At 67.5% G+C, this 23531-nt stretch carries 24 protein-coding genes and 1 tRNA gene; 14 read left to right on the top strand and 11 right to left on the bottom strand.

The features are described from left to right. Nucleotides 1–9: 9 nt before the first annotated feature. The 4 genes from VH571_RS06505 to VH571_RS06490 form a co-directional block, all read right to left on the bottom strand. A tRNA-Arg gene (locus tag VH571_RS06505) sits at nucleotides 10–81 on the bottom strand. Between the two features lie 50 nt (nucleotides 82–131). Then, nucleotides 132–1277, bottom strand: coding sequence for a hypothetical protein (locus tag VH571_RS06500; RefSeq protein ID WP_423263820.1), 1146 nt, complete (start codon nucleotides 1275–1277; stop codon nucleotides 132–134). A 105-nt stretch (nucleotides 1278–1382) separates the two neighbouring features. Beyond that, nucleotides 1383–1664, bottom strand: coding sequence for a hypothetical protein (locus VH571_RS06495; RefSeq protein WP_194605125.1), 282 nt, complete (start codon nucleotides 1662–1664; stop codon nucleotides 1383–1385). Between the two features lie 176 nt (nucleotides 1665–1840). After that, nucleotides 1841–2866, bottom strand: coding sequence for an aldo/keto reductase (locus VH571_RS06490; RefSeq protein WP_055962833.1), 1026 nt, complete (start codon nucleotides 2864–2866; stop codon nucleotides 1841–1843). Between the two features lie 48 nt (nucleotides 2867–2914). On the opposite strand from VH571_RS06490, the gene msrA reads away from it, so the two are divergent. The 6 genes from msrA (at nucleotide 2915) to VH571_RS06460 (ending at nucleotide 7202) form a co-directional block, all read left to right on the top strand. Next, nucleotides 2915–3442: a peptide-methionine (S)-S-oxide reductase MsrA gene (msrA, locus tag VH571_RS06485; protein ID WP_194605129.1), complete on the top strand. Its 528-nt coding sequence runs from the start codon at nucleotides 2915–2917 to the stop codon at nucleotides 3440–3442. A gap of 42 nt (nucleotides 3443–3484) precedes the next feature. Further along, a complete protein-coding gene (locus tag VH571_RS06480; RefSeq protein ID WP_423263816.1) occupies nucleotides 3485–3703 on the top strand; it encodes a methyltransferase in 219 nt (72 codons plus the stop codon). Between the two features lie 110 nt (nucleotides 3704–3813). After that, nucleotides 3814–4452, top strand: a complete 639-nt coding sequence (locus tag VH571_RS06475) for a single-stranded DNA-binding protein (RefSeq protein ID WP_423263814.1) — start codon at nucleotides 3814–3816, stop codon at nucleotides 4450–4452. Nucleotides 4453–4474: 22 nt separating this feature from the next. Further along, on the top strand, nucleotides 4475–4990 hold the full coding sequence (locus tag VH571_RS06470) for a DUF6993 domain-containing protein (RefSeq protein WP_423263813.1): 516 nt from the start codon (nucleotides 4475–4477) through the stop codon (nucleotides 4988–4990). Between the two features lie 54 nt (nucleotides 4991–5044). Further along, on the top strand, nucleotides 5045–6727 hold the full coding sequence (gene ettA / locus VH571_RS06465; RefSeq protein ID WP_423263812.1) for an energy-dependent translational throttle protein EttA: 1683 nt from the start codon (nucleotides 5045–5047) through the stop codon (nucleotides 6725–6727). Nucleotide 6728: 1 nt separating this feature from the next. Next, nucleotides 6729–7202, top strand: a complete 474-nt coding sequence (locus tag VH571_RS06460) for an acyl-CoA thioesterase (RefSeq protein ID WP_055962816.1) — start codon at nucleotides 6729–6731, stop codon at nucleotides 7200–7202. An 87-nt stretch (nucleotides 7203–7289) separates the two neighbouring features. Here VH571_RS06460 and VH571_RS06455 read toward each other — a convergent pair whose 3' ends face one another. Continuing rightward, nucleotides 7290–8177 (bottom strand): acyl-CoA thioesterase, encoded by an 888-nt coding sequence (locus VH571_RS06455; protein WP_423263811.1) that lies wholly within the window; start codon nucleotides 8175–8177, stop codon nucleotides 7290–7292. A 21-nt stretch (nucleotides 8178–8198) separates the two neighbouring features. Between VH571_RS06455 and VH571_RS06450 the strand changes: the two genes are divergently transcribed. Then, the gene (locus VH571_RS06450) at nucleotides 8199–8876 is read left to right on the top strand and encodes a hypothetical protein (protein ID WP_423263810.1); all 678 of its coding nucleotides are present in this window, start codon (nucleotides 8199–8201) and stop codon (nucleotides 8874–8876) included. A gap of 105 nt (nucleotides 8877–8981) precedes the next feature. Here the strand turns inward: VH571_RS06450 and VH571_RS06445 are convergent, their stop codons facing one another. The 3 genes from VH571_RS06445 to pepN form a co-directional block, all read right to left on the bottom strand. After that, nucleotides 8982–9467, bottom strand: coding sequence for a globin (locus VH571_RS06445; protein ID WP_423263809.1), 486 nt, complete (start codon nucleotides 9465–9467; stop codon nucleotides 8982–8984). Further along, nucleotides 9464–10525: a mechanosensitive ion channel family protein gene (locus tag VH571_RS06440; protein ID WP_423263808.1), complete on the bottom strand. Its 1062-nt coding sequence runs from the start codon at nucleotides 10523–10525 to the stop codon at nucleotides 9464–9466. The genes VH571_RS06445 and VH571_RS06440 overlap by 4 nt, the downstream gene beginning before the upstream one ends. A gap of 359 nt (nucleotides 10526–10884) precedes the next feature. After that, complete coding sequence (pepN, locus tag VH571_RS06435) at nucleotides 10885–13437, bottom strand: aminopeptidase N (protein ID WP_423263807.1); 2553 nt, start codon at nucleotides 13435–13437, stop codon at nucleotides 10885–10887. A gap of 95 nt (nucleotides 13438–13532) precedes the next feature. On the opposite strand from pepN, the gene VH571_RS06430 reads away from it, so the two are divergent. Further along, complete coding sequence (locus VH571_RS06430; protein WP_162237126.1) at nucleotides 13533–14795, top strand: MFS transporter; 1263 nt, start codon at nucleotides 13533–13535, stop codon at nucleotides 14793–14795. Nucleotides 14796–14925: 130 nt separating this feature from the next. Here the strand turns inward: VH571_RS06430 and VH571_RS06425 are convergent, their stop codons facing one another. Together VH571_RS06425 and VH571_RS06420 are read right to left on the bottom strand one after the other, a co-directional pair. Then, nucleotides 14926–15486: a cysteine hydrolase family protein gene (locus VH571_RS06425; RefSeq protein ID WP_423263806.1), complete on the bottom strand. Its 561-nt coding sequence runs from the start codon at nucleotides 15484–15486 to the stop codon at nucleotides 14926–14928. After that, nucleotides 15483–16970, bottom strand: coding sequence for a purine-cytosine permease family protein (locus VH571_RS06420; protein ID WP_423263805.1), 1488 nt, complete (start codon nucleotides 16968–16970; stop codon nucleotides 15483–15485). Before VH571_RS06420 ends, VH571_RS06425 begins: the two co-directional genes overlap by 4 nt. A gap of 39 nt (nucleotides 16971–17009) precedes the next feature. Here VH571_RS06420 and VH571_RS06415 point away from each other — a divergent pair, with 39 nt between their 5' ends. The 6 genes from VH571_RS06415 (at nucleotide 17010) to VH571_RS06390 (ending at nucleotide 22930) form a co-directional block, all read left to right on the top strand. Then, nucleotides 17010–17633, top strand: a complete 624-nt coding sequence (locus tag VH571_RS06415) for a DsbA family protein (RefSeq protein WP_055962805.1) — start codon at nucleotides 17010–17012, stop codon at nucleotides 17631–17633. A gap of 242 nt (nucleotides 17634–17875) precedes the next feature. Beyond that, nucleotides 17876–18361 carry a ribose-5-phosphate isomerase gene (locus tag VH571_RS06410; protein WP_423263804.1) on the top strand — a complete coding sequence of 162 codons (486 nt, stop codon included), beginning with the start codon at nucleotides 17876–17878 and terminating at the stop codon, nucleotides 18359–18361. Nucleotides 18362–18450: 89 nt separating this feature from the next. Continuing rightward, nucleotides 18451–19476 (top strand): Fpg/Nei family DNA glycosylase, encoded by a 1026-nt coding sequence (locus tag VH571_RS06405; protein ID WP_055962802.1) that lies wholly within the window; start codon nucleotides 18451–18453, stop codon nucleotides 19474–19476. 48 nt (nucleotides 19477–19524) lie between these two features. Next, nucleotides 19525–20139: an FMN-binding negative transcriptional regulator gene (locus VH571_RS06400; protein WP_423263803.1), complete on the top strand. Its 615-nt coding sequence runs from the start codon at nucleotides 19525–19527 to the stop codon at nucleotides 20137–20139. Next, on the top strand, nucleotides 20136–21626 hold the full coding sequence (locus tag VH571_RS06395) for an amidohydrolase (protein ID WP_423263802.1): 1491 nt from the start codon (nucleotides 20136–20138) through the stop codon (nucleotides 21624–21626). The genes VH571_RS06400 and VH571_RS06395 overlap by 4 nt, the downstream gene beginning before the upstream one ends. Before the next feature lie 86 nt (nucleotides 21627–21712). Further along, on the top strand, nucleotides 21713–22930 hold the full coding sequence (locus VH571_RS06390) for an acyltransferase family protein (protein WP_423263801.1): 1218 nt from the start codon (nucleotides 21713–21715) through the stop codon (nucleotides 22928–22930). On the opposite strand, the gene VH571_RS06385 is transcribed toward VH571_RS06390, so the two are convergent. Continuing rightward, nucleotides 22920–23405 carry a Dps family protein gene (locus tag VH571_RS06385; RefSeq protein ID WP_055962791.1) on the bottom strand — a complete coding sequence of 162 codons (486 nt, stop codon included), beginning with the start codon at nucleotides 23403–23405 and terminating at the stop codon, nucleotides 22920–22922. The genes VH571_RS06390 and VH571_RS06385 overlap by 11 nt on opposite strands. Nucleotides 23406–23531 lie beyond the last annotated feature (126 nt).

Below are 23531 nucleotides of genomic sequence, written 5' to 3'. Positions count from 1 at the left end.
ATGCAGGAGTCCCCCCGGAGGGATTCGAACCCCCGGCCATGTGGGTAGAAACCACGTGCTCTTCCACTGAGCTACGGGGGGAGACGACCGACCGCAATCGATGACTACGGTACTACGCGCCGCCCGTTCGCTCAGCTTTCGTCGGGTGCCGTGCGGCGACGGACCTGATGTGCGCTGACCGGAGCGCTGAACGCCGGCTCGCGATCGTCGCCCGACTCGTCATCGCGAGACTCGCTGTCGGCTGGCTCGAGGCCCCGCTCCGCATCGGCGGTGGTCTCCTGCGTCGCGCTCGCCGCCTCCGCATTCGCCGCCTCTGTACTCGTCGACTCTGCACCGACCGGCGCGGGCGCGTTGACCACGGGCGTCGTCACCATGCCGGTCGAGGCGCGAGCGGGTACGCCGCCAGAAACCGAAGGATCCGCCCCCACGCCGCTCACCTCGGCCCCGCCCTGCACGTGAGCCTCACTCGACAGCCCCGCCTCGGCGTCGGCCGCTTCGGCGCGCCCCTCCTCGCTCGGGGATGCCTCGCGAGGGGCGGTCTCGACCGGCGACGCCTCGTCGGTGGCGGTCGCGGAGGGGGCCGCAGCTACCACCTGGGGTTCGGCAGGCGTTTGCTCCATCGCGGCGATGGCGGCGTCTTGGGTGGCCGCGGCCGGGGGCGTAGCCGGAACGACGGGTGCGGGTGCGAACGCTGTGGGCGCCTGCACCGGACTGGACTCGCCGTCGACCGGAACGAACGACTGCGTCGTCGCCGACTCGGGTTGAGACGCCTTGTCTTCGGCCTTCTCGGCGTTCCAGCGCTCGACCTCGTCGCGGAACAGCTTCTTCGCCCGGGTCGGCTTGGTCTGCCACTGCACAAGGCGGTCGCGCAGGTCGGCAAAGGTCTGCTCGGCCTGGAATCGGAAGGTGGCCGAGTTGCTGCGAATCGACGCGATCTCGTGCTCTGACCAGACGGCGGCGAGGTCGGCGCCCGCGACGGGAAGCAGCCGGAGCCTGATCGACGCCTCGTCGGAGAGGTGCGCCGTGTGCGCTCGTTCGTCGGTGCCGAGCGTGCTCCACTCGATCGAACGACGGGCCGATGCAATCAGGGCCGTGACCGTGTTCGCCTTGGCTTCGCGGTCACGCGCCTCGAGTAGCCGCTTGCCCATGCTGCGAGCGATGAGCGCAGCCAAGACACCCGCCACGATGATCGCTACAAAGGGCAGAACGACGTTCGTGATGATGCGTTGCCCTTCGGTTGAAGTCAGCCAGTCGGTCAGCGCGTTCCACCAGGTCATGCCGCGCACACTAACTGCTCCAGGGCCGCAGGCCGGGCTGCGACAGGCATCGGGGCGTAATCGGCACGCAAAACGCCACCCCGCTCAGGCAAGGCGACAGCGAACTCAGGCGAACCGGAAGCAGTCGGTTGCATCGTTGCGGCTCCAGAACTCGCCGATCTCCACGAACCGACGCTGCCGCGGGAGGAAACGCTTGGCGCGGAATCGCTCGCCCTCGGCGTGCTGATAGCTCTCGACGTACCCGAGCACTTCACCCGACGGCCGGGTCACGCGGATGAGGCCGTCGTGAAGTTGGACGAGAGTGAGCCCGCCCCGCTGCTCGCGAACGGAAGGCGCCGTCGCGAGGGCGCCGGGAACGGAATCGGGGGTGAAGGTCAGGGTGGTCATCGTGGTGCTCCTCGCTGTGGTCGGATGGACTCTGGGTGCAAATCGAACATACGTACGACCACCGACATTCGAGCCCGCGCGACCACGCATCCGGCGCGAAACCTCGAAATCGCCCGCTTTTCGAGGAGAAAAGCGGGCGATTCTGAGGTCTCACCATCCGGCGATACTGAGCGCGACTACCGACCCGACCCGGTGCCGTCGACAGCGAGAGGCTCGATCGCCGCGAGCTCCGCGTCGCTCAGATCCGCGCCGTGCAGCGCGTCGAGGCTGTCGTCGAGCTGCGCGACGCTCGAGGCGCCGATGAGGGCCGACGTCACGGCCTCCTGCCGCAACACCCACAGCAGCGCGAGCTGGGCGAGCGACTGCCCGCGTGCCGACGCGATGTCGTTGAGGGCGCCGACCCGAGAGAGGTAGGTCTCATCGAGCACGTCTTCGGTGAACCAGCGACCCTCGGCAGCCCTGGATCCTGAGGGTGCCTTTCCGTTCAGGTATCGACCAGTCAGCAGCCCGCCCGCGAGCGGCGAGAAGACGATCGAGCCCACGCCGTTGGCGGTCAGGGTGTCGAACAGGCCCTGCTCGGGTCGGCGGTCGAACATGTTGTACCGCGGCTGGTGGATCAGCAGCGGCACGCCCTCGGCGGCGAGGGCGCTGATGGCCGCCTCGGTCTGGGCGGGGTCGTAGTTCGAGATGCCGACGTAGAGGGCCTTGCCCTGGCGGACGGCCGTGGCCAGCGCACCCATCGTCTCTTCGATGGGCGTCTCGGGGTCGGGGCGGTGCGAGTAGAAGATGTCGACGTAGTCGAGGCCCATGCGCGTGAGGCTCTGGTCGAGCGACGAGAGCAGGTATTTGCGCGAGCCGCCGTCGCCGTACGGCCCGGGCCACATGTCGTAGCCGGCCTTCGACGAGATGAGGATCTCGTCGCGGTAGGGCGCGAGATTCGCACTCAGGATCCGGCCGAACTGCTCCTCGGCCGAGCCGTACGGGGGGCCGTAGTTGTTTGCCAGATCGAAGTGGGTCACGCCGCGATCGAAGGCGCGGAGCACGATGTCACGCTGCGTCTCGAGGGAGCGGTCGGTGCCGAAGTTGTTCCAGAATCCGAGCGAGATGCGGGGGAGTCGCAGTCCGCTCCGGCCGATCCGGTCGTAGGGGAGCTTTTCGTACCGTTCGGCGTCGGCGACGTAGGGCGTGAAAGGTGAGGTCATAGGGCTGAGCCTACTGACGCCTGCAGGGCCGGGGAGTATCGTGAGGTCATGACGACTTTCACGCTTGCCGGCGGCTGTTTCTGGTGTCTCGACGCCGTCTACCGCACCCTGCAGGGCGTCACAGACGTCGTCTCCGGCTATACGGGAGGCTCGATGTCGAATCCCAGCTACGAGGCCGTCTGCACCGGCGCGACGGGGCACGCCGAGGCCGTTCAGGTCACCTTCGACGAGGAGGTCATCCCGGCCGAGGTCATCCTTGACGTCTTCTTCACCCTTCACGATCCGCGACAGCTCAATCGCCAGGGTGCCGATGTCGGCACTCAGTACCGTTCGGCGATGTTCTATACGGACGACGCGCAGAAGGCGCAGTTCGAAGCGGCCCTCGACCGTGCTGCGGAGTACTGGGAGGGCGGCATCGTGACCACCCTCGAGCCGCTCGGCGTCTATTACGACGCGGAGGAGTATCACCAAGACTTCTTCGCCAAGAATCCCGGTCAGGGTTACTGCCTCGCGGTCGCGCTGCCGAAGGTCAACAAGATCCGCAAGTCGTACGGCAAGTACGTCTTGGCGTCATAGGTCGCGGCACCGCGCCTCGGCCACATCGAAAGGAGCTCAACGATGAGCAACGACACCGTCACCACCATGCAAAGCACCTGGGTGGCCAGCGGCCCCGCCGGAGCCGTGGGATCGATCCACCGCACCGGCGAGGGTTTCGCCATTCGAGTCGGTCGCGAGGCCGACTATCACGGCGCCTACCCGACTCTCGACGTCGCGAAGCGCGCCATCCACGCGGCGCTCGGCCCCGGCGCGGATCGACCCGAGTTCACCGAGCACTGAGTCACTGACCGGGAGCGCCCTGGTCTCCACAACCGGCCCGACGGCCTGTCTCTCCCCAGAAGCGGGAGAGACAGCCTCGGGCCGTTGTCGTCGTCGCGAGACTTTCGGTCATGACAGACACCATCTCCCTCACCGGCACCATCGCGACCCCGCTCAAGCGGGTGAGCACCACCTCGGGCATCTCGCTCGTCACCTTCCGCCTCGCGTCGTCTCAGCGTCGTTACGATCGCTCGCGCGCCGTCTGGGTCGACTCCGATACCAACTGGTACTCGGTGAACGTGTATCGCCAGCTGGCCGATCACGCTGACGCCTCGCTCGACAAGGGTGACCGCGTCTTCGTCTCCGGCCGTCTGCGTATCCGCAACTGGCAGAAAGACGACCGCTCCGGCACCTCCGTCGAGATCGACGCCGAATCGCTCGGGCCCGATCTGCTGTTCGGCACAACCACGTTCACGAAGGCCGCAGGTCGCGCGGCACCGGCCCCCGGCGCGGCAGACGAGCACGACGAGAACGCGACCGATCCTCAGCAGGCACCCCCGCAGGATCCCTCGGGCCACCTCGAGACGCCCGTCACCACCGCGGCACCCGGTTCCGGCTCCGAACCGGGCGTCCCGAGCGCGCCGCCTCCGCCGACCCACGTCGCAGTGCCCGCCGCCGCTCCAGCCCTCGTCCCGGCGGCCTCCAAGCCGCCTTCCCCGGTCGACCAGCAGCCCGGGTGGCACGTCGTCGGCGAAGAGGCCCCGTTCTGATCGGGTCGAATAGACTCGGGCCGTGGTCTTTCGAACTCAGCGATCCCAGGGCACGGGCAGGGCGGTCGCCGGGCTCACTCTGCTCGTCCTCCTCGCGACGACAGCGTGCACCACCCAGGCGCCTGAGCCGACAACGAGTCCTTCGGCGTCGCAGGAGTCGGCGACGGCCACCTCCACCGCCGAGTCGACTGCCACGCCCAAGCCGGCGCCCAGCTTCTCGAAGACCGCCTCGACCGCCGAGGCGCTCCGCTTCTTCGACTCCGTGATGAAGAAGAAGCTCGACGCCGATTCGGGCGCGCAGGGTCGAGACATCGTCGACGCCCTGAGCTCGGCCGGCTTCTCCAAGAAGAACATGGAGGTCACCGCCGACTCCACCTCGATCGGCCGTCAGGTCGACTCGATCGAGGTCTCGGTGCGCTGGCGGGGTGACGACTGTCTTGTCGGGCAGATCGGTCAGAACGGGTTCGCCAGCACTTCCTCTCCGGTCTTGAAGACCGGCAAATGCCTGATCGGAACGACTCGCGCTATCGACTGGTGAGACCTCGTCTCAGAGTCGCCGCCCGCGACCCATTCCCCAAATAGACTGGACCCCATGGCCGAATACATTTACTCGATGGTCCGTGCGCGAAAGACGGTCGGCGACAAGCTGATCCTCGACGACGTGACCATGTCGTTCATCCCCGGAGCCAAAATCGGCGTCGTCGGCCCGAACGGTGCCGGTAAGTCGACGATTCTCAAGATCATGGCCGGCCTCGACACTCCCTCGAACGGCGAGGCGAAGCTGAGCCCGGGTTACACCGTCGGCATCCTCATGCAGGAGCCCGAGCTCGACGAGTCCAAGACCGTCCTCGAGAACGTCCAGGAGGGCGTGGGGCCGATCAAGGGAAAGATCGACCGCTTCAACGAGATCTCGGCCGCGATGGCCGAGCCCGACGCCGACTTCGATTCCCTTCTCGAAGAGATGGGCGGTCTGCAAGAAGAGATCGACGCGGCCGACGCCTGGGATCTCGACTCCCAGCTCGAGCAGGCCATGGATGCCCTGCGGACGCCCCCGGGCGACGCCCAGATCGCCAATCTCTCCGGTGGTGAGAAGCGCCGCGTCGCGCTCTGCAAGCTGCTGCTGCAGAAGCCCGATCTCCTGCTTCTCGACGAGCCCACTAACCACCTCGACGCCGAGAGCGTCCTGTGGCTCGAGCAGCACCTGAGCCAGTATCACGGCGCCGTCCTCGCCGTGACACACGACCGGTACTTCCTCGACCACGTCGCCGAGTGGATCGCCGAGGTCGACCGCGGCCGTCTCTACCCGTACGAGGGCAACTACTCGACCTACCTCGAGAAGAAGGGCGAGCGCCTCAACATTCAGGGCAAGAAAGACGCGAAGCTCGCCAAGCGACTCTCGTCCGAGCTCGAGTGGGTACGAAGCAACTCGAAGGGCCGCCAGGCCAAGTCGAAGGCCCGCCTCGCTCGCTACGAAGAAATGGCAACCGAGGCCGAGCGCACGAAGAAGCTCGACTTCGAAGAGATCATCATCCCGGTCGGTCCGCGTCTGGGCCAGCAGGTGATCGATGCCAAGGGTCTCGAAAAGGGCTTCGACGGGCGGGTCCTGATCGACAACCTCTCGTTCACCCTTCCACGCAACGGAATCGTCGGCGTGATCGGCCCGAACGGCGTCGGCAAGACCACGCTCTTCAAGACCATCACGGGGCTTGAGCCGCTCGACGGCGGAGACCTGAACGTCGGCGAGACGGTCGACATCTCGTACGTCGACCAGAACCGCGGCGGCATCGACCCCAACAAAAACCTGTGGGAGGTCGTCTCCGAGGGCCTCGACTACATCCAGGTCGGCAAGACCGAGATCCCGTCGCGGGCCTACGTGTCGCAGTTCGGTTTCAAGGGCCCCGACCAGCAGAAGAAGGCCGGCGTGCTCTCGGGTGGTGAGCGCAACCGTCTGAACCTCGCGCTGACCCTCAAGCAGGGCGGCAACCTGCTGCTGCTCGACGAGCCCACAAACGACCTCGACGTCGAGACCCTGGGCAGCCTCGAGAACGCCCTGCTCGAGTTCCCCGGCTGTGCTGTGGTCATCACTCACGACCGGTGGTTCCTCGACCGCATCGCGACGCACATCCTCTCCTACGAGGGCACCCCCGACAACCCGGCCAACTGGTACTGGTTCGAGGGCAACTTCGAGGCCTACGAAGAGAACAAGATCGAGCGCCTGGGCGCCGACGCCGCCAAGCCGAGCCGGGTCACGTACCGCAAGCTGACGAGAGACTGACGTGGCGAGGCTTCACGTTCCCACCGTGCTGCGGTGGGGCGACCTCGACGCCTATGGCCATGTGAACAACGCCGAGATGCTGCACCTCCTCGAAGAGGCCAGGATCCAGGCGTTCTGGTCGGCCGGCGAAGAGTCGGGCGACTCGACCGCGACGGCCATCCTCGACTCGAGCCCGGGAACCGACACATGGTCGCTCATCGCGCGGCAAGAGGTCGAGTACCTCGCGCCGATCGCGTACACGCGTCTGCCCCTCGACATCCAGCTCTGGATCGGCCACATGGGCGGTGCCAGCCTCGAGATCTTCTACGAGGTCTTCTCGCCGGTCGGAGTCGAGCCACGCGTGCTGCACACCCGTGCCGCTTCGACGCTGGTCTTGGTCGATGCCTCGACGCAGCGCCCGCGCCGGATCAACGACGCCGAACGAACCGCCTGGTCGCCGTTCGTCGATGAGCCGCTGACGTTCCGGCGTCGCTGACGCGTCATTTGTCGAGACCTCAGAAACGACCGCCGATCGCGCCGATCGGCGGTCGTTTCTGAGGTCTCGCTGACTCACACCGCCGAGCTACGCGCCAGGAACCCTGGTCATGCCCTCCTGAGCGACCGACGCGAGCAGGCGCCCACTGCGGTCGTAGAAGCGCCCGGTCGACAGCCCACGTCCGCTCTGCGCACTCGGCGACTCCATGGCGTAGAGCAGCCACTCATCGGCACGCCCGGCCCGGTGCCACCACATGGCATGGTCGAGGCTGGCGATCTTGATACCGGGTGCCGACAGCGGAACGCCGTGTCGCCGCAGGATCGGCTCCAGGATGCCGAGGTCGCTTGCGTAGGCGAGCGCAGCGCGGTGAACGAGGTCGTCGTCGGGAAGCCGCCCCACCGTCTTCATCCACAGTGCCTGGTGCGCGACGTGCGCCCCCTCGACCCGGAGGAAGATCGGCGACGGCACGTGACGGATATCGAACGGCCGGCCGTGGGCCCAGAACCTCGCCGACGGATCGTCTATGCCCTCGAGCCCCTCGGCGAGCGTCGGAAGGGATTCAGGATCCGGCAACCCGCTCGGCGCCTCGACCTGGTGGTCTATTCCTCCGTCGATCGTCTGGAACGACGACATCGTCGTCATGATCGGCACGCCGTTCTGCGAGGCCTCGGTCCGGCGGGACGCAAAGGAACGGCCGTCGTGGCTCCGGTCGACCTGGAACGACACGGGAAACTCGACCTTGCCGGCGCGCAGGAAGTAGGCGTGCAGGGAATGCGGCACGCGCTCGCCATCGACGGTCTGCGCGGCCGCCATGAGCGACTGCGCGAGCACCTGCCCACCGAACACACGCCCATTGGGCATCCACTGGCTCGAGCCCTCGAAGGTGTCGGTGCCCGACGGTGTGAGCTCGAGAGCATGGAGAAGGTCGGCCAGGGGGTCGGTGGCGGCCGCGAGGTGCGACGGGTCGGAGTTCATCAGCGGTAGTTTAGATCGCTCATGACTACCGCATTCACGCTCCCCGACTCGCTCTCGCTCGACGACTTGCACACCTTCCTCGCGCGGGCTGCCGCGGTCGACGACGGTGCCGTGCGCCTCATCGGAGCGGGCGGGGTGCTCGCCGCCTACGTCGGCGTCCTCAGCCCGGCCGGTCTCCTCGACGCGAGCCCGACGGTCTTGGGTTTGCGAACGTATGCCCTGGCCGAAGGAAGCGAAGCGACCTTCGACTCCGTGGTGCCGATCCGCTCCGTCCAGGAGCGACTTGTGCGGCTCCAGAACGAGGTCGTCGACCCCACCGCCGCCGTCGTCGTCGCGCTTCCACCCGTCGTGATCGCGGCCTCCTGGGCCGCCATCTCCCCGCCGCGAGGTGGCTGGCAGGCGGCGGCCGCAGTCGACGCGGCCGTCCTCGAGGCCACGGCCAAGGCGGGAATCGACGAGGTCGCCCGAGTCATCCCGACGGGAACGGGCGAGCAGATCGTGCAGAAGGTCCGCTCGGGCGTCTGGACGCGCCCGATCGACGGCACCGACGGGGTTCCGGCCGGTGCGGCCTTTGCGGCGCTGACGCTCGGGTTCCTCTCCGGTGAGGAGCCGACCCGGGTCTTCACGGTGGGTGCCTGGACACGCCTCTCAACCAGCCGCGGGCACGTGCTCGTGAAGCGGCGTTCCTCGTTGCTCTAGCCGTCGGATCCTGGGGTCGAGCCGAACACGGCCCGGCGCCATCGCGCGCGAGCCTCGTCGACGACCTGCGCGCAGGCAGCTACGAGAAGCTTGGTCGCGTGTGAGTCATTCGGCGAACGAGTTGACCATCGCGTGTGCGGCTCGATCGAGGTAGCCCCACAGCATCGCGTCGTCGAGAGGCGCGAGGTCGAGCGAGTCGACCGCATCGCGCATGTGCACGAGCCAGCGGTCCCGTGCCGCGGGAGTGATCGTGAACGGGTTGTGCCGCATGCGAAGCCTCGGGTGTCCGCGTTCGTCGCTGTACGTCGTCGGGCCACCCCAGTACTGCTCGAGAAACCCCGTCAGCCGCTGAATGGCGCCCTCGAGGTCGTCGGCCGGGTACATCGGCCAGATGATCGGATCGGTCTGCACGCCCTCGTAGAAGCGTCGCACGAGTTTCTCGAACGTCGGGCGACCGCCGACCTTGACCCAGAAATTGCCCTGGGCATCGTCGTCGCCCCTACCTGACCGAAGTGTGACGGGTTGCCCCAGAGGCAGAGAGCGCTGGTGTTCCACCGGCTCACCAGAAGGGACAGGGTGCGTTTCGGTCATGCCTCATTGTCTCCCGTGGGCGGGGCGTTCCTGCCCCGACGTGGTGCCCGCGGCGCCTTGTTCCGCCCCTGCACCGGCGTCGGCTGCGTCTCGATCGGGCGAGCCCCCCGGATGTTGGTGGCCTCCTCGAAGCCCGACAGGACCACGCTCTGCAGCGAGGGGAGGTGGATGCCCTTCGCGTCGAGCGCGCGGACGATGCGGAGGCGCAGCTCGCGTGCGACCGCGTCTTTGTCGGCCGACCGGGTTCGAACGGCGAGACGGATGACGAGGTGCGACTCCGAGATCGACTGCAGGCCCCAGATCTCGGGCTTCTCGAGCATGCGCGTCTTCCAGCGGGGCTGCGCGGCAACCGCCGCCGACGTCGTGAGCACGATCGACTCGACTTCGTCGATGTCGTTTTCGTATGGAACGGCGATGTCGATGATGGCGCGGGCCCAGCCCTGCGACATGTTGCCGACGCGCAGGATCTCGCCGTTGCGGACGAACCAGAGGGTGCCGTTGACGTCGCGCACCTGAGTCACACGTATGCCCACCGCCTCGACGACGCCGGTCGCCAGCTGGACGTCGACGATGTCGCCGACTCCGAGCTGGTCTTCGACGACCATGAACAGGCCGCTCAAAATGTCTTTGACGATGTTCTGCGCGCCAAAGGCGAGGCCGGCCGCGATCACGCTCGCCGCACTGACGAGCCCGACCGTGGCGACATTCAACGTGGCGAGGATCGTCGCTATGGCGATCACCGCGATGACGACCGTCGCGACGTTGTTGAGGACGCTGCCGAGAGTTCGAGTGCGCTGGACCACCCGCACCGCGCGCAGGGGAGAGTTGAGCGCCTGAGTGTCGTCGACGTTTTGCTTCTTCTTGACGCCCGTGACGATCTGGTCGACCACACGACGGATGACGAAGTGGACGATGATGCGGAGCACTACCGCACCGACGATGACGCCGGCGACCGCGATCGGCGTGCCCCAGGCGTCCCAGAAGGCGCTGGCCCCGGTCGCGATGTCGTCGGCGGCGCTCGTCTTGGTCGCAGCGGCTGCGAGGAGTTGAGTGACCATTCGGCCAATGCTACGAGGAAGAGTTCAAGGGTCTGCTGAGCGACCCGGGCCTGCGGCGCCGAGATCGCAGTAGTGGTCGGGCCCTGGCGACCTCAACTGCGATCTCGACGCCTGGCCCGGGCCTCGCGAGGTGCCTGGGGCTCGCGAGCCGCCGGCGACCCGCGAGATGGCCTGATCTCCGCGATCGCAGCGCATTCGCCGGAGATCAGGCCATCTCGCGGGACCAGGCCAGCGAGACGCACGATCCGGCCGGCACACAGCGAAGCGGCGGCACCCGTGAAGGGTGCCGCCGCTCGGCGTCGGGATGCAGCTCGCCAGCCGGCTAGCCCACTAGCCGGCCAGGCTGCCGGCCGCAGCCGCTACTTGTCGGCGGCCTGAACCCGCAGAGCGCGCTCCGTGCCGGCCACGTTTTCCGTCACGATGCGTCGCAGGGCCGGTGTCTCCGGGTTGGCCGCGAGCCACGCCTGGGAGGCTTCGACGAGGGCGGAGTCGGCGAGCACGGCCGGGTAGAGGCCCGAGACGAGGGTGTCGGCGATGTGGTAGCTGCGCGTCTCCCAGATCGTGGTGAGCGAGTCGAAGTACTTCGCGACGACCGGCTCGAGGATCGACGGGTCGTTCGTGTGCTGGAAGCCCATCGTCGTGGCCCGCACGATCGCATTCGGCTGCTCGTCGGAGTCGACGATCGACGCGAAGGCAGCGAGCTTGCCCGCGCTCGTGGGGATCGTCGCTCGAGCCCGTGCCGCCGCCTGAGCGCCGTTTGCCGTGTTGTCGGCGGCGAGTGCCGCATCGATCTCGGCGGTGCCGGCTCGGCCGACGAGCACGAGGCCCTCGAGGATCTCCCAGCGCAGGTCGGTGTCGATCTCGAGACCCTCGAGAGCGATCGATCCGTCGGAGAGGCCCTGGAGGGCGTCACCGTGGGCATCGGTCGACGCGATGTTCGCGAAGAACTTCACGAACTGGAACTGCGCGTCGGAACCGGCCTCGGCCGCCTGCGCAAGCGCCCACAGGGCGTCGCCGACCTCGGTGATCGTCGCCGCACGGGTGGCGGGGTCGACGTAGCTGCGGGCCGCCTGCGTGAGCTGCGACAGCGTGGTGCGGATGGTCGTCGACTCGGTCTCGGTCGCGATGTTGGCCAGTACCAGCTTCACGTAGTCGCGAGCGGCGCTCTCGGCGTCGCGGGTGGCATCCCACATCGAACCCCAGACGAGCGCGCGAGCCAGCGGGTTGTGGATCTTCGCGAGGTGCTCGATCGCCGTGGCGCGGGAGACGTCGTCGAGACGGATCTTCGCGTAGGCGAGGTCGTCGTCGTTGATCAGCACCAGGTCGCCTCGCTTGAGGCCGACCAGCTCGGGCACGTCGGTGCGTTCGCCGTCGACGTCGATCTCGACACGGTCGGTGCGCACCAGCGAGTCGCCGTCGAGCGAGTACAGGCCGATCGCGAGGCGGTGAGGCCGGATCGTCGGGTAGTCGGCGGCAGCGGTCTGCAGCACGGCGAACGAGGTGATGGTGCCCTCGGCGTCGACCTCGATCTCGGGGCGGAGCGTGTTGACGCCCGCCGTCTCGAGCCAGAGCTTCGACCAGCTCGTCAGCTCGCGCCCGCTCGTGACCTCGAGTTCGGTGAGGAGGTCGCTCAGCTCGGTGTTGGAGTGGTGGTGCTTCTTGAAGTAGGCGGCGACACCCGCGTAGAACGCGTCGATGCCGACCCAGGCGACGAGCTGCTTCAGCACCGAGCCGCCCTTGGCGTAGGTGATGCCGTCGAAGTTGACCTGGACGTCTTCGAGGTCGTTGATCGTTGCGACGACCGGGTGGGTCGAGGGCAGCTGGTCTTGGCGGTAGGCCCAGCTCTTCTCCATCGCCTGGAAGGTCGTCCAGGCCTCCGTCCACTCGGTGGCTTCGGCGGTCGAGATGGTGGAGGCCCACTCGGCGAACGACTCGTTCAGCCAGAGGTCGTTCCACCACTTCATCGTGACGAGGTCGCCGAACCACATGTGGGCGAGCTCGTGCAGAATCGTGACGACCCGGCGCTCCTTGATGGCGTCGGTGACCTTGCTGCGGAACACGTAGGTCTCGGTGAAGGTGACCGCCCCAGCGTTCTCCATGGCGCCCGCGTTGAACTCGGGCACGAAGAGCTGGTCGTACTTGTCGAACGGGTAGGGGAAGTCGAACTTCTCCTCGTAGTAGGCGAAGCCCTGGCGGGTCTTCTCGAAGATGTAGTCGGCGTCCATGAACTCGGACAGCGACTTGCGGGTGAAGATGCCGAGGGGGATCTCGCGGCCGTCAGAGGAGGTCAGCGACGAGCGGACGACGTCGTAGGGGCCGGCGACGATCGCGGTGATGTAGCTCGACATGACGGCGGTCGGCTCGAACGACCACGTAGCCGTCGCCGTAGCGGGATCCGTGCCGTCGACAACGGGCTCGGGCGTGATCGAGTTGGAGACCATCTGCCAGCGAGCGGGCCCGGTGACGGTGAACTGGAAGGTCGCCTTGAGGTCGGGCTGCTCGAACACGGCGAACACGCGGCGGCTGTCGGGCACCTCGAACTGCGAGTAGAGATAGACCTCGGAGTCGACCGGGTCGACGAAGCGGTGCAGGCCTTCGCCCGAGTTGGTGTATTCGGCGTCGGAAACGACGGTGAGCTCGTTGGAGGCGGCGAGGCCGTCGAGCTGGATGCGCACGCCGTCGTTGATCGACGCGACGTCGAGCGCCTGCCCGTTGAGAGTGACCGAGTGCACGGTGCGGGTGAACGCGTCGATGAAGGTCGAAGCGCCCTCGGTGGCCGTGAACTTCACGGTCGTCGTCGAGCCGAAGACCTCCTCGCCGCGGGTGAGGTCGAGCGAGATCTCGTACGACTGGACGTCGACGATGCTCTTGCGCTCTTGCGCTTCGACACGGGTGAGGTTCTCTCCAGGCATGTTTTCTCCACGAGCATCGGGTGCTCCGTCGGTGGTGAGTGAGGTGGTGGGCTCGTGGCCCTCGACCACACTACTGGTGGGCGAGAATTGGGGGTGTGAGTTCTCCACAGGCGCCCCCGGGTGACGAAAAGACCCCAGGATCCAGCCCGGCCCCGTCGAGTGGATACCTCGCGGTCCTCCGACTCCCGCACGCCCTCCGCGTCTTTCTCCCGGCCTTGATCGGGCGGCTCGCGTTTGCCACGGTCGCCCTTTCCCTGTTGCTCACCGTCGAGGCAGCAACCGGGTCGTACGGCGCGGCCGGGGCGGCCTCCGGGGTGTTCGGAGTGGCCAACGTCGTGGCTTCGCCCATTCGCGCGCGCCTGGTCGACCGGTGGGGTCAGCGGCGAGTTCTCGCCCCTCTCGCGATCGGTCACGCGGCGAGCCTGGCCGTGCTGGCGACTCTGGCGTCGTCGGGGAGTCGGCCGCTTTGGATCCTGATCGCTCTTGCCGGTCTCGCGGGCGTCTTCGCCCCGCCGCTCGGAGCCGCCATGCGCGTGCTCTGGGCGCAGCTGACCGACTCTCCGGTGCTTCGAGCCCGGGCCTACGCTCTCGACGCGATCTCGCAGGAGACCCTGTTCACGACCGGTCCGCTCGTCGTGGCGGTCGTCATCGCCGTCTGGTCGCCTCCGGCCGCGCTGTACATGACCGCCGCCCTGTCGCTCGTCGGCACTCTCTTCATGACGAGCGGCGCGGCCTCCCGTGCTCGGGTCGCCGCCACCGTTCCGGCGAAACGGTCGTCGCGTCCGCTCGCACAACCGGGGTTCGTCTCGGTCGTGCTAGGGCTGCTGGGTGTCGGGCTCGCGCTCGGCGCTGTCGAGGTCGCCGCACCGGCCGCGGGCGAGGGATCGGCGTCGATTCTCGGCCCCGGGATCCTTCTCGCCGTCTTCTCTGCCGCCTCGGCCGTGGGCGGCCTCGTCTACGGACACCGCACCTGGTCGTCGCCACCCGGTCGTCGCCTCCTCGGCATCGGCCTGGGGATGGGCGTCTCGTGCGCCCTGCTCGTCTTCGTGCCTGGCCTCCTCGGGCTGGCCGTGGGGCTTGTCGTGGTCGGGTTCTTCCTCGCGCCGGCGTTCGTCACCGGCTACCTGCTCGCCGACGAGTTGACCGACGCCGACGTGCGCACCGAGGCGTCGAGCTGGATCGACACGGCGGTGAACACGGGTGCTGCGCTCGCCGTCGCGGGGTGCGGTGCCTTGATCGACGGTTCTGCACCCGGCGTGGCCTTTCTCGCCGGCGGAATCGGCGCCCTCGTGTGCCTGGCTGTAGCCGCTCCCGGGCTGGCTCGTGTGCACCGTCTGCCTGCGCGCGTCACTGCCTGATCTGCTCCCGTTCCCGAATTCGAAGGAGAATCGTGAGCCGGTCAACGCAAAATCAAGGATCCGACGGCCTCACCGACAAGGATCTCCTTCGAATTCGGGCGGTCACCCCGTCGGCGAGGGTCGGCGCCGCTCAGAGCGCTGCGAGCACCTCGTCGGTCGTCGTGATCTCGATGAGTGGCGCGTAGAGCGCCATCACGTCGAGGGCTCGCTGGTGGTCGAGTTCGCTGAGCCCTGCGCAGGCATCGGCAACGACCCGCACCCGTACCCCGGCGTCGGCCGCGGCGAGGGCCGTCGACAGCACGCAGCAGTCGGTCGAGACCCCGGCGAGCACGAGATCGGTGGCACCGCCGAGCGCCTTGGCGGTCTCATCGCTCCATTTGCCGAACGTCGGGCGGGTGACCACGACGGCGTCTCCGACCGGGAACTCGGGCATCAACTCGTAGAGGGGATCCGTGTCGGGCACGAGCGCGAACGGCCACTCCTCGTAGTACGGAATCCAGGCTCCGGTGGGTTCGGCCGGTGCCACGAAGCGCGTGAGGGCCACGCGAGTGCTGAAGGCGGGCCGGAGCTGCTGTATACGCGAGCTGGCCAGCCCGAAGTCGGGCGTGAACCAGTCGCTGCCCGGGTCGCCGAAGACCCGCTGCATATCGATCGCCATCAGCCACGGCGGCGTGGCGAACGTCAGGCTCATACGATGTCTCGATCGAGCTGGAGGATGCCCTCCTGCTGCCGGACGACCGGGCGCATGAAGAGCAGCGTTCCCAGGTAGCCGATGAGGAGTGCGGCCAGGACGCCGAGGTTGGCACCGCCCCATTGCTTGAGGAACGCTCCGTCGCCCAGCAAGTAGCCCTGCCACCCGAGCCAGCCCGCGGCTGCGTTTGTCACGAGCCCCCAGCCGATGGCGGTGCCCAGAACGAGAAGACCGACTGTGACCCACTGGACGGAGCCGTAACGGCCCTTTGCCGCGAAGAGTTCGGAGACGGAGTAGTCGGCCTTTCGCAACTGAACATCGGCGAGGAAGATCCCCGCCCAGGCTGCGATCGGAACGCCGAGTGTGATGAGGAAGCCCTGGAAGGGCCCGATGAAGTCGTTGGCGAAGAAGACGACATAGATGGATCCAGCGATCATCAGGACACCGTCGACTCCGGCGGCGAGATAACGGGGGATCTTCAGACCGGCATTGAGAAGCGCCAACCCAGACGAGTAGATGTCGAGGACGGCTCCGCCGACAAGGCCGAGCACGGCCACGAGGGCGAACGGTATGAGGAACCAGATCGGCAGAATCGACGCCAGAGCGCCGATCGGGTCGGGCCCGACCGCCGCACTGAGTTCTGCCGAGCTTCCGGCGAGAAGCAAGCCGAATACGACCAGAACGATCGGGGCGGCGGAAGCGCCTAATGTCGTCCAGCCCACGACCCCGCGACTCGACGAACGTCGGGGCAGGTAGCGGGAGTAGTCGGCCGCCGCGTTGACCCAGCCGAGACCGAATCCGGTCATGACCAGGACGAGGGCGCCGATGAAGGCTGCCGCATTGCCAGCCGGGAGAGCCGAGACGGTCGAGAAATCGACCTGATGCGCCGAGAGGACGATGTAGACGACCGTGAGGACGCCTGTGATGATCGTGATCCACTTCTGCAGGCGGATGATGAAGTCGAACCCGAGCACTCCGCCGAGAACGACGAGACCCGCGACCACGATGAGCGCGACCACCTTGGTGACGATCCCGCCGTTCCATCCGAGCTCTTCGAACACGGTGGCGACGGCCAAGGCGGCTGTCGAGGTGAGGGCGGTCTCCCAACCGACTGTCAGGATCCACGAGAGTATCGACGGCACACGGTTGCCCCTGACACCGAATGCTGCTCGACTCAGCGTGAGCGTCGGAGCGTTGCCTCGCTTGCCTGCCACCGAGATGAAGCCGCACAGCAGGAACGAGAAGACGATGCCGACGACGCCGAGGATCACCGCCTGCCAGAAGGAGACACCGAACCCGAAGATGTAGACGCCGTACGGGATGGCGAAGATCGACACATTCGACGCGAACCACGGCCAGAACAGCTGGCGCGGCGTGCCCTTGCGCTCCGACTCGTCGATGACGTTGACGCCGTTCACCTCGACCCCGCGCGGGGCGGAGTCAGCGGGCGTGGGGCCGGGGCTGGATGACACGGACGTCGACATGGGCGCTCTTCTCTCGGGCTTGGGTTCTAGGCTCAACCCATGACCGACACAGTAGCTTCCACCTCCGTCACCGCCGTTGATTTCTGGTTCGATCCCTCGTGTCCGTGGGCCTGGATGACGAGTCGGTGGGTCGACGAGGTCGCCGCGCACCGCAACCTCGAGGTGCAGTTCCACGTCATGAGCCTGGGGCTCCTGAACGAAGACAACGACGGCTTCGACCCGGCCGTCCTCTCGATGCTTATTCGCTACACGCGTGTCGTGACCGCAGCGACCGAGCTGCACGGGCAGGGCGTCGTGAAGCCGCTTTACGACGCGCTCGGCACCCGCATTCACCTCGACGGGCGCAAAGACGACCAAGATGCCGTCATCGCGGAGTCGCTCGCCGAGGCCGGACTGCCGGCAGACCTCGCCAAGTACGCCGACACCGACGAGTACGACACCGCCATGCGCGCCAGCCACGACGACGGAATCGGCCGGGTCGGCCAAGACGTCGGCACCCCGGTCATCGCTGTCAACGGCACCGCGTTCTTCGGGCCTGTCATCAGCCCGGCGCCCAAGGGCGAGATCGCTCTCACCCTGTGGGACGGCGTCGTCGCTGCGGCGTCGTACGACGGGTTCTTCGAGCTCAAGCGCAGCCGCACCCGAGGCCCCGACTTCTCGTAGCCCGCGCCGGGCTGCGTCGGGCTCGAGGCGTTGCGCCGGGGCAGTCGGCGGGTGTTGTGGGGTGTGGGCGGGTGSTGCAGCACCCGCCCACTGCTGAGAACACCCGCCCACTCGTCGTCGACTGCGGAGAACACCCGCCCACTACCCATAACACCCGCCCATCACCCACAACACCGACCGCGTCACCCAGCGCGCACCGGTCGGCGCAGAGACACACTCGAACCGGAAATAGAATGAAGGCCATGCGCATCCACGTGGGAACCGATCACGCCGGCCTCGAATTCGCCCAGACCCTCATCTCGCACCTCGAAGGCCAGGGCCACGAGGTCACCGATCACGGACCGAAGTCGTACGAGCCGCTCGACGACTACCCGTCGTTCTGCATTGCCGCGGCGCGAGCCGTGGTCCGCGATCAGAGCGAAGGGCTGGAGAGCCTCGGAGTGGTCTTCGGCGGCTCGGGTAACGGCGAGCAGATCGCCGCCAACAAAGTCGAGGGTGTGCGTGCGGCGCTGGCCTGGAACACGGCCACCGCCCAGCTGGCTCGTCAGCACAACGACGCCAACGTGGTCGCCATCGGTGCCCGTCAGCACACCGAAGACGAGGCGATCCGACTCATCGACGAGTTCATCAAGACGCCCTTTTCGTTCGAGGAGCGCCACGAGCGTCGCATCGCGCAGCTCGCCGAATACGAGACGACCGGCGCCATCAAGGGTCACCCGGTCGGCTGAGCAGCTCGAGACAGATCGCCTGGCAGCACGGCCTAACCATCGTCGTCCGTTTCGGCCCCGTTGTCAGGGGTCGCGTCTAGCCTGGATCAATGCCTGAAGGTCATTCCGTCCACCGCATCGCCAACCAGTTCGAGCAGAGCTTCGTCGGTCACCGAATTCAGACGTCGAGTCCGCAGGGGCGGTTCGCCTCCGGCGCGAAGCGGCTCGACGGGGCGACGATGGTCGACGCCAAGGCCGTCGGCAAGCAGATGTTCCTCGAGTTCGACAACGGCCTGTACCTCCACGTTCATCTCGGTCTCTACGGTGCGTGGGATTTCGCGGGAGAGATCGCGACCGGGGCCGCCATGGCCGAGTCGCGAGTCCGCCGCACGGCCACGCGCAAAGCCGAGTCTGCGACCCCCAACGAGGCTGCGACCCCCAAGGCGGACGACGCCCCCGAGCCGGTGGCCGACGACGACGGCGAGCACTCGATGAGCAGCATCGGCGCACCTCGAAAGCGGCGGGTGCGCATGGCCGAGCAAGAGAAGCAAGAAGACGACGTCGAGAGCTTCCCGCCCGAGCCCATCGGTCAGGTGCGAGTGCGACTTCTGAGCGACACGGCAGTTGCCGATCTACGGGGTCCGACGAAGTGTGACGTGCTCGATGCCGAGCAGGTCGACGCGCAGATCGCCAAGCTCGGGCCCGACCCGCTCGTCGATTCTCCTAAAAAGGGTGGCGATCGGTTCGTCGCGACGGCCCACAAGAAGCGCACGCCGATCGGTCTGCAGTTGATGGATCAATCCATCGTCAGCGGCATCGGTAACATCTACCGCGCCGAGCTCCTCTTCCGCGCCCGTCTCAACCCGCACACGCCCGGCAACCAGGTCTCCGAAGACACCTTGCGAGCGATTTGGAAAGACTGGACCAAACTCCTCAAGTCCGGTGTCGAGCTCGGTCAGATGATGACCATGAGCGGCCTCTCCAAGCAGGCGTACGCGAAGGCCCTGCGCAGCCGGGCCGATCGACACTGGGTGTACCACCGCGAAGGGCTGCCTTGTCGCGTGTGCGGCACCCACATCGTGATGGAGGAGGCGGCCGGCCGAAAGCTGTACTGGTGCCCGGTCTGCCAAGCCTGAAGCCCGACCACCCCTGAGGCCGAAGCCGCCCTCTGCCAGAATTACCCCATGCGGCACACACCCCACTTCCTTCTCGAAGACGTCGACGAGGTCAAGCGCCTCATCCGAGAGAATCCGTGGGCGACGATCGTCTCCTCGACGGCGGCTGGCCTCGTCGCCTCCCACTACCCGGTCGTGCTCGAAGAGACCGCGGGCGACGAGATCAGCATCGTCAGTCACGTGGGGCGCCCCGACGAGAAGCTGCATGAGCTGGGGCAGCACGAACTCCTCGTCATTGTGCAGGGCCCTCACGGCTACATCTCGCCCGGGTGGTACCCGAGCGACCAGATCATCCCCACCTGGAACCACGTCACCGCGCACCTTTACAGCACTCCCGAGATCCTGTCCGACGACGAGAACTTCCGCGTTCTGGGCGAGCTCGTCGACCATTTCGAGGCCCGCATGCCCGAGCCCGTGTCGCTCGAGCTCGACGCCGACGGCTCCCGCCGGGTCGCCAAGGGCACGGTCGGAATCCGCCTGAGGGTCGCCCGCTTCGACGCCAGAGCGAAGCTCAGTCAGAACAAGGATCCAGCCGTCGTCGATCGCATCATCGACGCTCTCGAGAACGGCGCCGAGTATGCCAGCCCGGAGCTCGCCGCCGAGATGAAGCGGGTCCGCGAGTGACCGCGAAACCGCAGCGCGAGCCTGCAGCGACGGGGCCCGACCTCCTCCTCCGCGACGTCCGCGTCGTCGGCCGCGATCACGCTCCCGTCGATGTCCTCGTCGAGGGCGGCGTCGTCTCTGCTCTTGCACCCGACATCACGCCGGGATCCGTCGAGACTGTGGAGTGCGGCGGGAGGTTCCTCGCGCCGGGCCTGTGGGACAACCACGTGCACATGGAGCAGTGGGCGCTCGTGCGCCAACGCCTCGATGTCACGTCGGCGGGATCGGCTCGCGAGACGGTCGATCTGGTGCGCGATCGGATCCTTGAAGACCGCCCCGACGACCGCGACCTCCTGGTCGGCTACGGGTTCCGTGATGCGCTGTGGTCGGACACCCCGACGGCGGAGCTGCTCGACACTGCGGGCGAGTTCCCGGTCGCCCTGGTCAGCGCCGATCTGCACGCCGTCTGGCTCAACAGCAAGGGTCTCGCGCTGGTCGGCCAGTCGACTCACCCGACGGGGCTGCTGCGCGAGCAGGCCGCGTTCGATGCATCCGGCGTCATCACCGCGATTGACAGCTCGCGCATGGACGATTGGGTCGACGAGGCGTCGCGTGCCGCGGCGGCTCGGGGCGTGGTCGGCATCGTCGACCTCGAGATGACCCTGTCGATCGACGCGTGGGCAAAGCGGGTGACCGAAGGATCCGACGCCCTCCGTGTTCGCACCGGCGTTTACCCGGGCGACCTCGACGAAGTCATCGCCCGCGGCCTCCGCACGGGCGACGCCGTTCCGGGCGGCGCCGGGCTCGTCACGATGGGCCCGGCGAAGATCATCACCGACGGGTCGCTCAACACCCGCACCGCCTACTGCCACGACCCGTATGCGCAGGGCGGGGGAGTCGGTCTGCCGTCGTTCTCGTTCGACGAGCTCACCGAGCTGATGCGTCGCGCGTCGAAGGCCGGTCTCGTGCCGGCGGTGCATGCCATCGGCGACCATGCCAACTCGCTCGCGCTCGACGCGTTCGAACTCGTCGGCTGTGGGGGATCGATCGAGCACGCGCAGCTGCTCCGGGCGGTCGACGTGGCGCGGTTCGCGCGGCTCGGCGTCATCGCGAGCGTGCAGCCGGAGCACGCCATGGACGACCGCGACATCGCCGAGGTCTACTGGGCCGGACGGACGCGCCGGGCGTTCGCGCTCGAGTCGTTGGCGGCGGCGGGTGTGGCTCTGCGCCTCGGCTCCGATGCACCGGTCGCGCCGCTCGACCCGTGGATCGCGCTCGACGCCGCGGTCACGAGAAGCCGCGACGGCCGTGAGCCCTGGCATCCCGAGCAGAGTCTGCCCGTGGCCGTGGCCCTCGCCGCCTCCACCGACGGCCGTGACTCCGTCACTCAGGGCAGCCTCGCCGACCTCGTTCTGCTCGACGCCGACCCATTGGCGACGGACGACCTCCGGGGTATGCCGGTCGCGGCGACCCTCCTCGGCGGCCGATTCACACACTCCGCGCTCTGAGCCCAGCGGGATTGTTCACTCGGACGACCCCTGTTTCGTCCTCAGGGAGGTATTTTGACCTCCGCAGCCCTGCCAGTGTGGTTGCTATGGGGAAGCAATCACGCGTGCATCTGTCGGGGCTGGATGGATTGCGAGGAGTCGCCGCGCTCTCCGTGCTCGGCTATCACGTGTCGAACATCTTGTCGCCGGGCGTCCGCCATCGGTCACCGGAGCTTTTCTTCGCGCTCCACCAGGGCCTCAACCTCTTTTTCATCCTCTCGGGATTCTTGCTCTTCCTCGGGTTCGCCGACCGCCTGATCGACGGTCGCGGACTGCCGAGCACGAGGCGCTACGCGACGAACCGGGTGCTGCGTCTGTGGCCCGCATACGTCGTGGTCGTCGCCGTGACGAACTTCGCCTTCGGGCTGTCGTTCCTCGGTCGTGGGCGGACGGGGCATGTCGATCCCGGTACCTTCGTCGCCGATCTGACCCTCCTCCAGACCTTCTCGCCGCACACGATCCGCACGGGTCTCGAAGTGGCGTGGACCCTCACCGTTGAGCTCACCTTCTATGCTTGCCTGCCCATGCTGGTGGCGCTGGCCACTCGGGTGGGGCGCGGCCTCGGTGGATGGGCGCGAGCCTGCATCCCGGTCGTCGTCCTCGCACTGGTGGGGGCCGCCGGTCTCGTCTGGCAGGACCGCACGAACCCGCACGGCTGGTCACACGACTGGGAGTCCGTCGCGAGTCGCAGCCTGCTCCTTCACGCTCAGCTCTTCGCCCTCGGCATGGTGGCTACTCTCGTGTTCGTCGCGGTGCAACGTGGGGCACTGTCGGGCGCCGGGCGCAGGATCCTGCGGTTCGCCGCTTCTCTCATCGCTGTCGCCGCGGCCGTCGTCTGCCTCACCCGCCCCTGGTCCGACGTCGCCGACCTGCTCGCGCCGCTCTGCCTCGCCGCTCTGCTTCTCGTCTCGGTCGTTCCGACAGCCTCGGGCCGCCCGGGTTGGGTGGGCCGCGCTCTCGAGCTCCCGGTGCTCCGGGGCCTCGGCTTGATCTCGTACAGCGTCTACCTCTGGCATATGCCGGTGGTGCGGGGATTCGACCGCTGGGCTCCCCGGTTCGGCGAGGGCGGTTGGGCATCGTACGTCGTGGCCGTGGCATGCGTCGGCGGCATCACCCTGGCTCTGGCGACGGCGACCTACCTCACGGTGGAGCGTCCGGCCATGCGCCTGCGTGCGCGCAACCCGGTCTCGGGCCCGGACGCGACGAAGCCGCCACTCCCGGAGGAGCGACGGCTTCGCGGCAGAGTGCCGGAGACTACTGGCTGACGTGCGCCGAGAGGAACCAGCGGTCTTTGTCGAGGCCGCGAGCGATCTCGATGGCGACGTCTTGCGAGGAGGCGTCGATCTCGCCGAGCTCGTCGATGGCGGTCTGCACCGAGACGCGGGCCGAGTCGATCTGGGCGACGATTCCGGCGATCGTGGCGTCGATCTGCTGGAAGCCGGCCTTGAGCGGCGGGTTAGTCGTGGTGGCGGCGACGGTCTCGAGGCGGCCGTCGACGGGGAGGCCGAGGGCGACGATGCGCTCCGCGGCGAGGTCGGCGTACTCCTGCGCGTGGCCGACGACCACGTCGAGCAGTTCGTGCACGGCGATGAAGCTGATGCCGCGAACGTGCCAGTGCGCCTGCTTGCCGTTGACGGCAAGGGCGGTGAGGTTCGTGACGATGGGGGTGAGGAACTGGGCGGTGGCGGCTGCGACGTCGGGGTCGACGGAGCTCTGCGTGACGGTGGTGACTTCGGACATGGAGTGTCTCCTCTGCGGGTGAAGGCCTTGGGGCCTCTCGGTTTCCCCAACGCTAGAGGTCGCGCGAAATTCCGACAAGCAAGCAGAGGCTCGGCTTAGTGAGGCTTGCCTTGCCGGGATCGGGGG

The sequence above is a fragment of the Frondihabitans sp. 4ASC-45 genome (assembly GCF_049472575.1).
Taxonomy (GTDB): Bacteria; Actinomycetota; Actinomycetes; order Actinomycetales; family Microbacteriaceae; genus Frondihabitans.
This window is presented reverse-complemented; position numbering and strand designations above follow the sequence as displayed.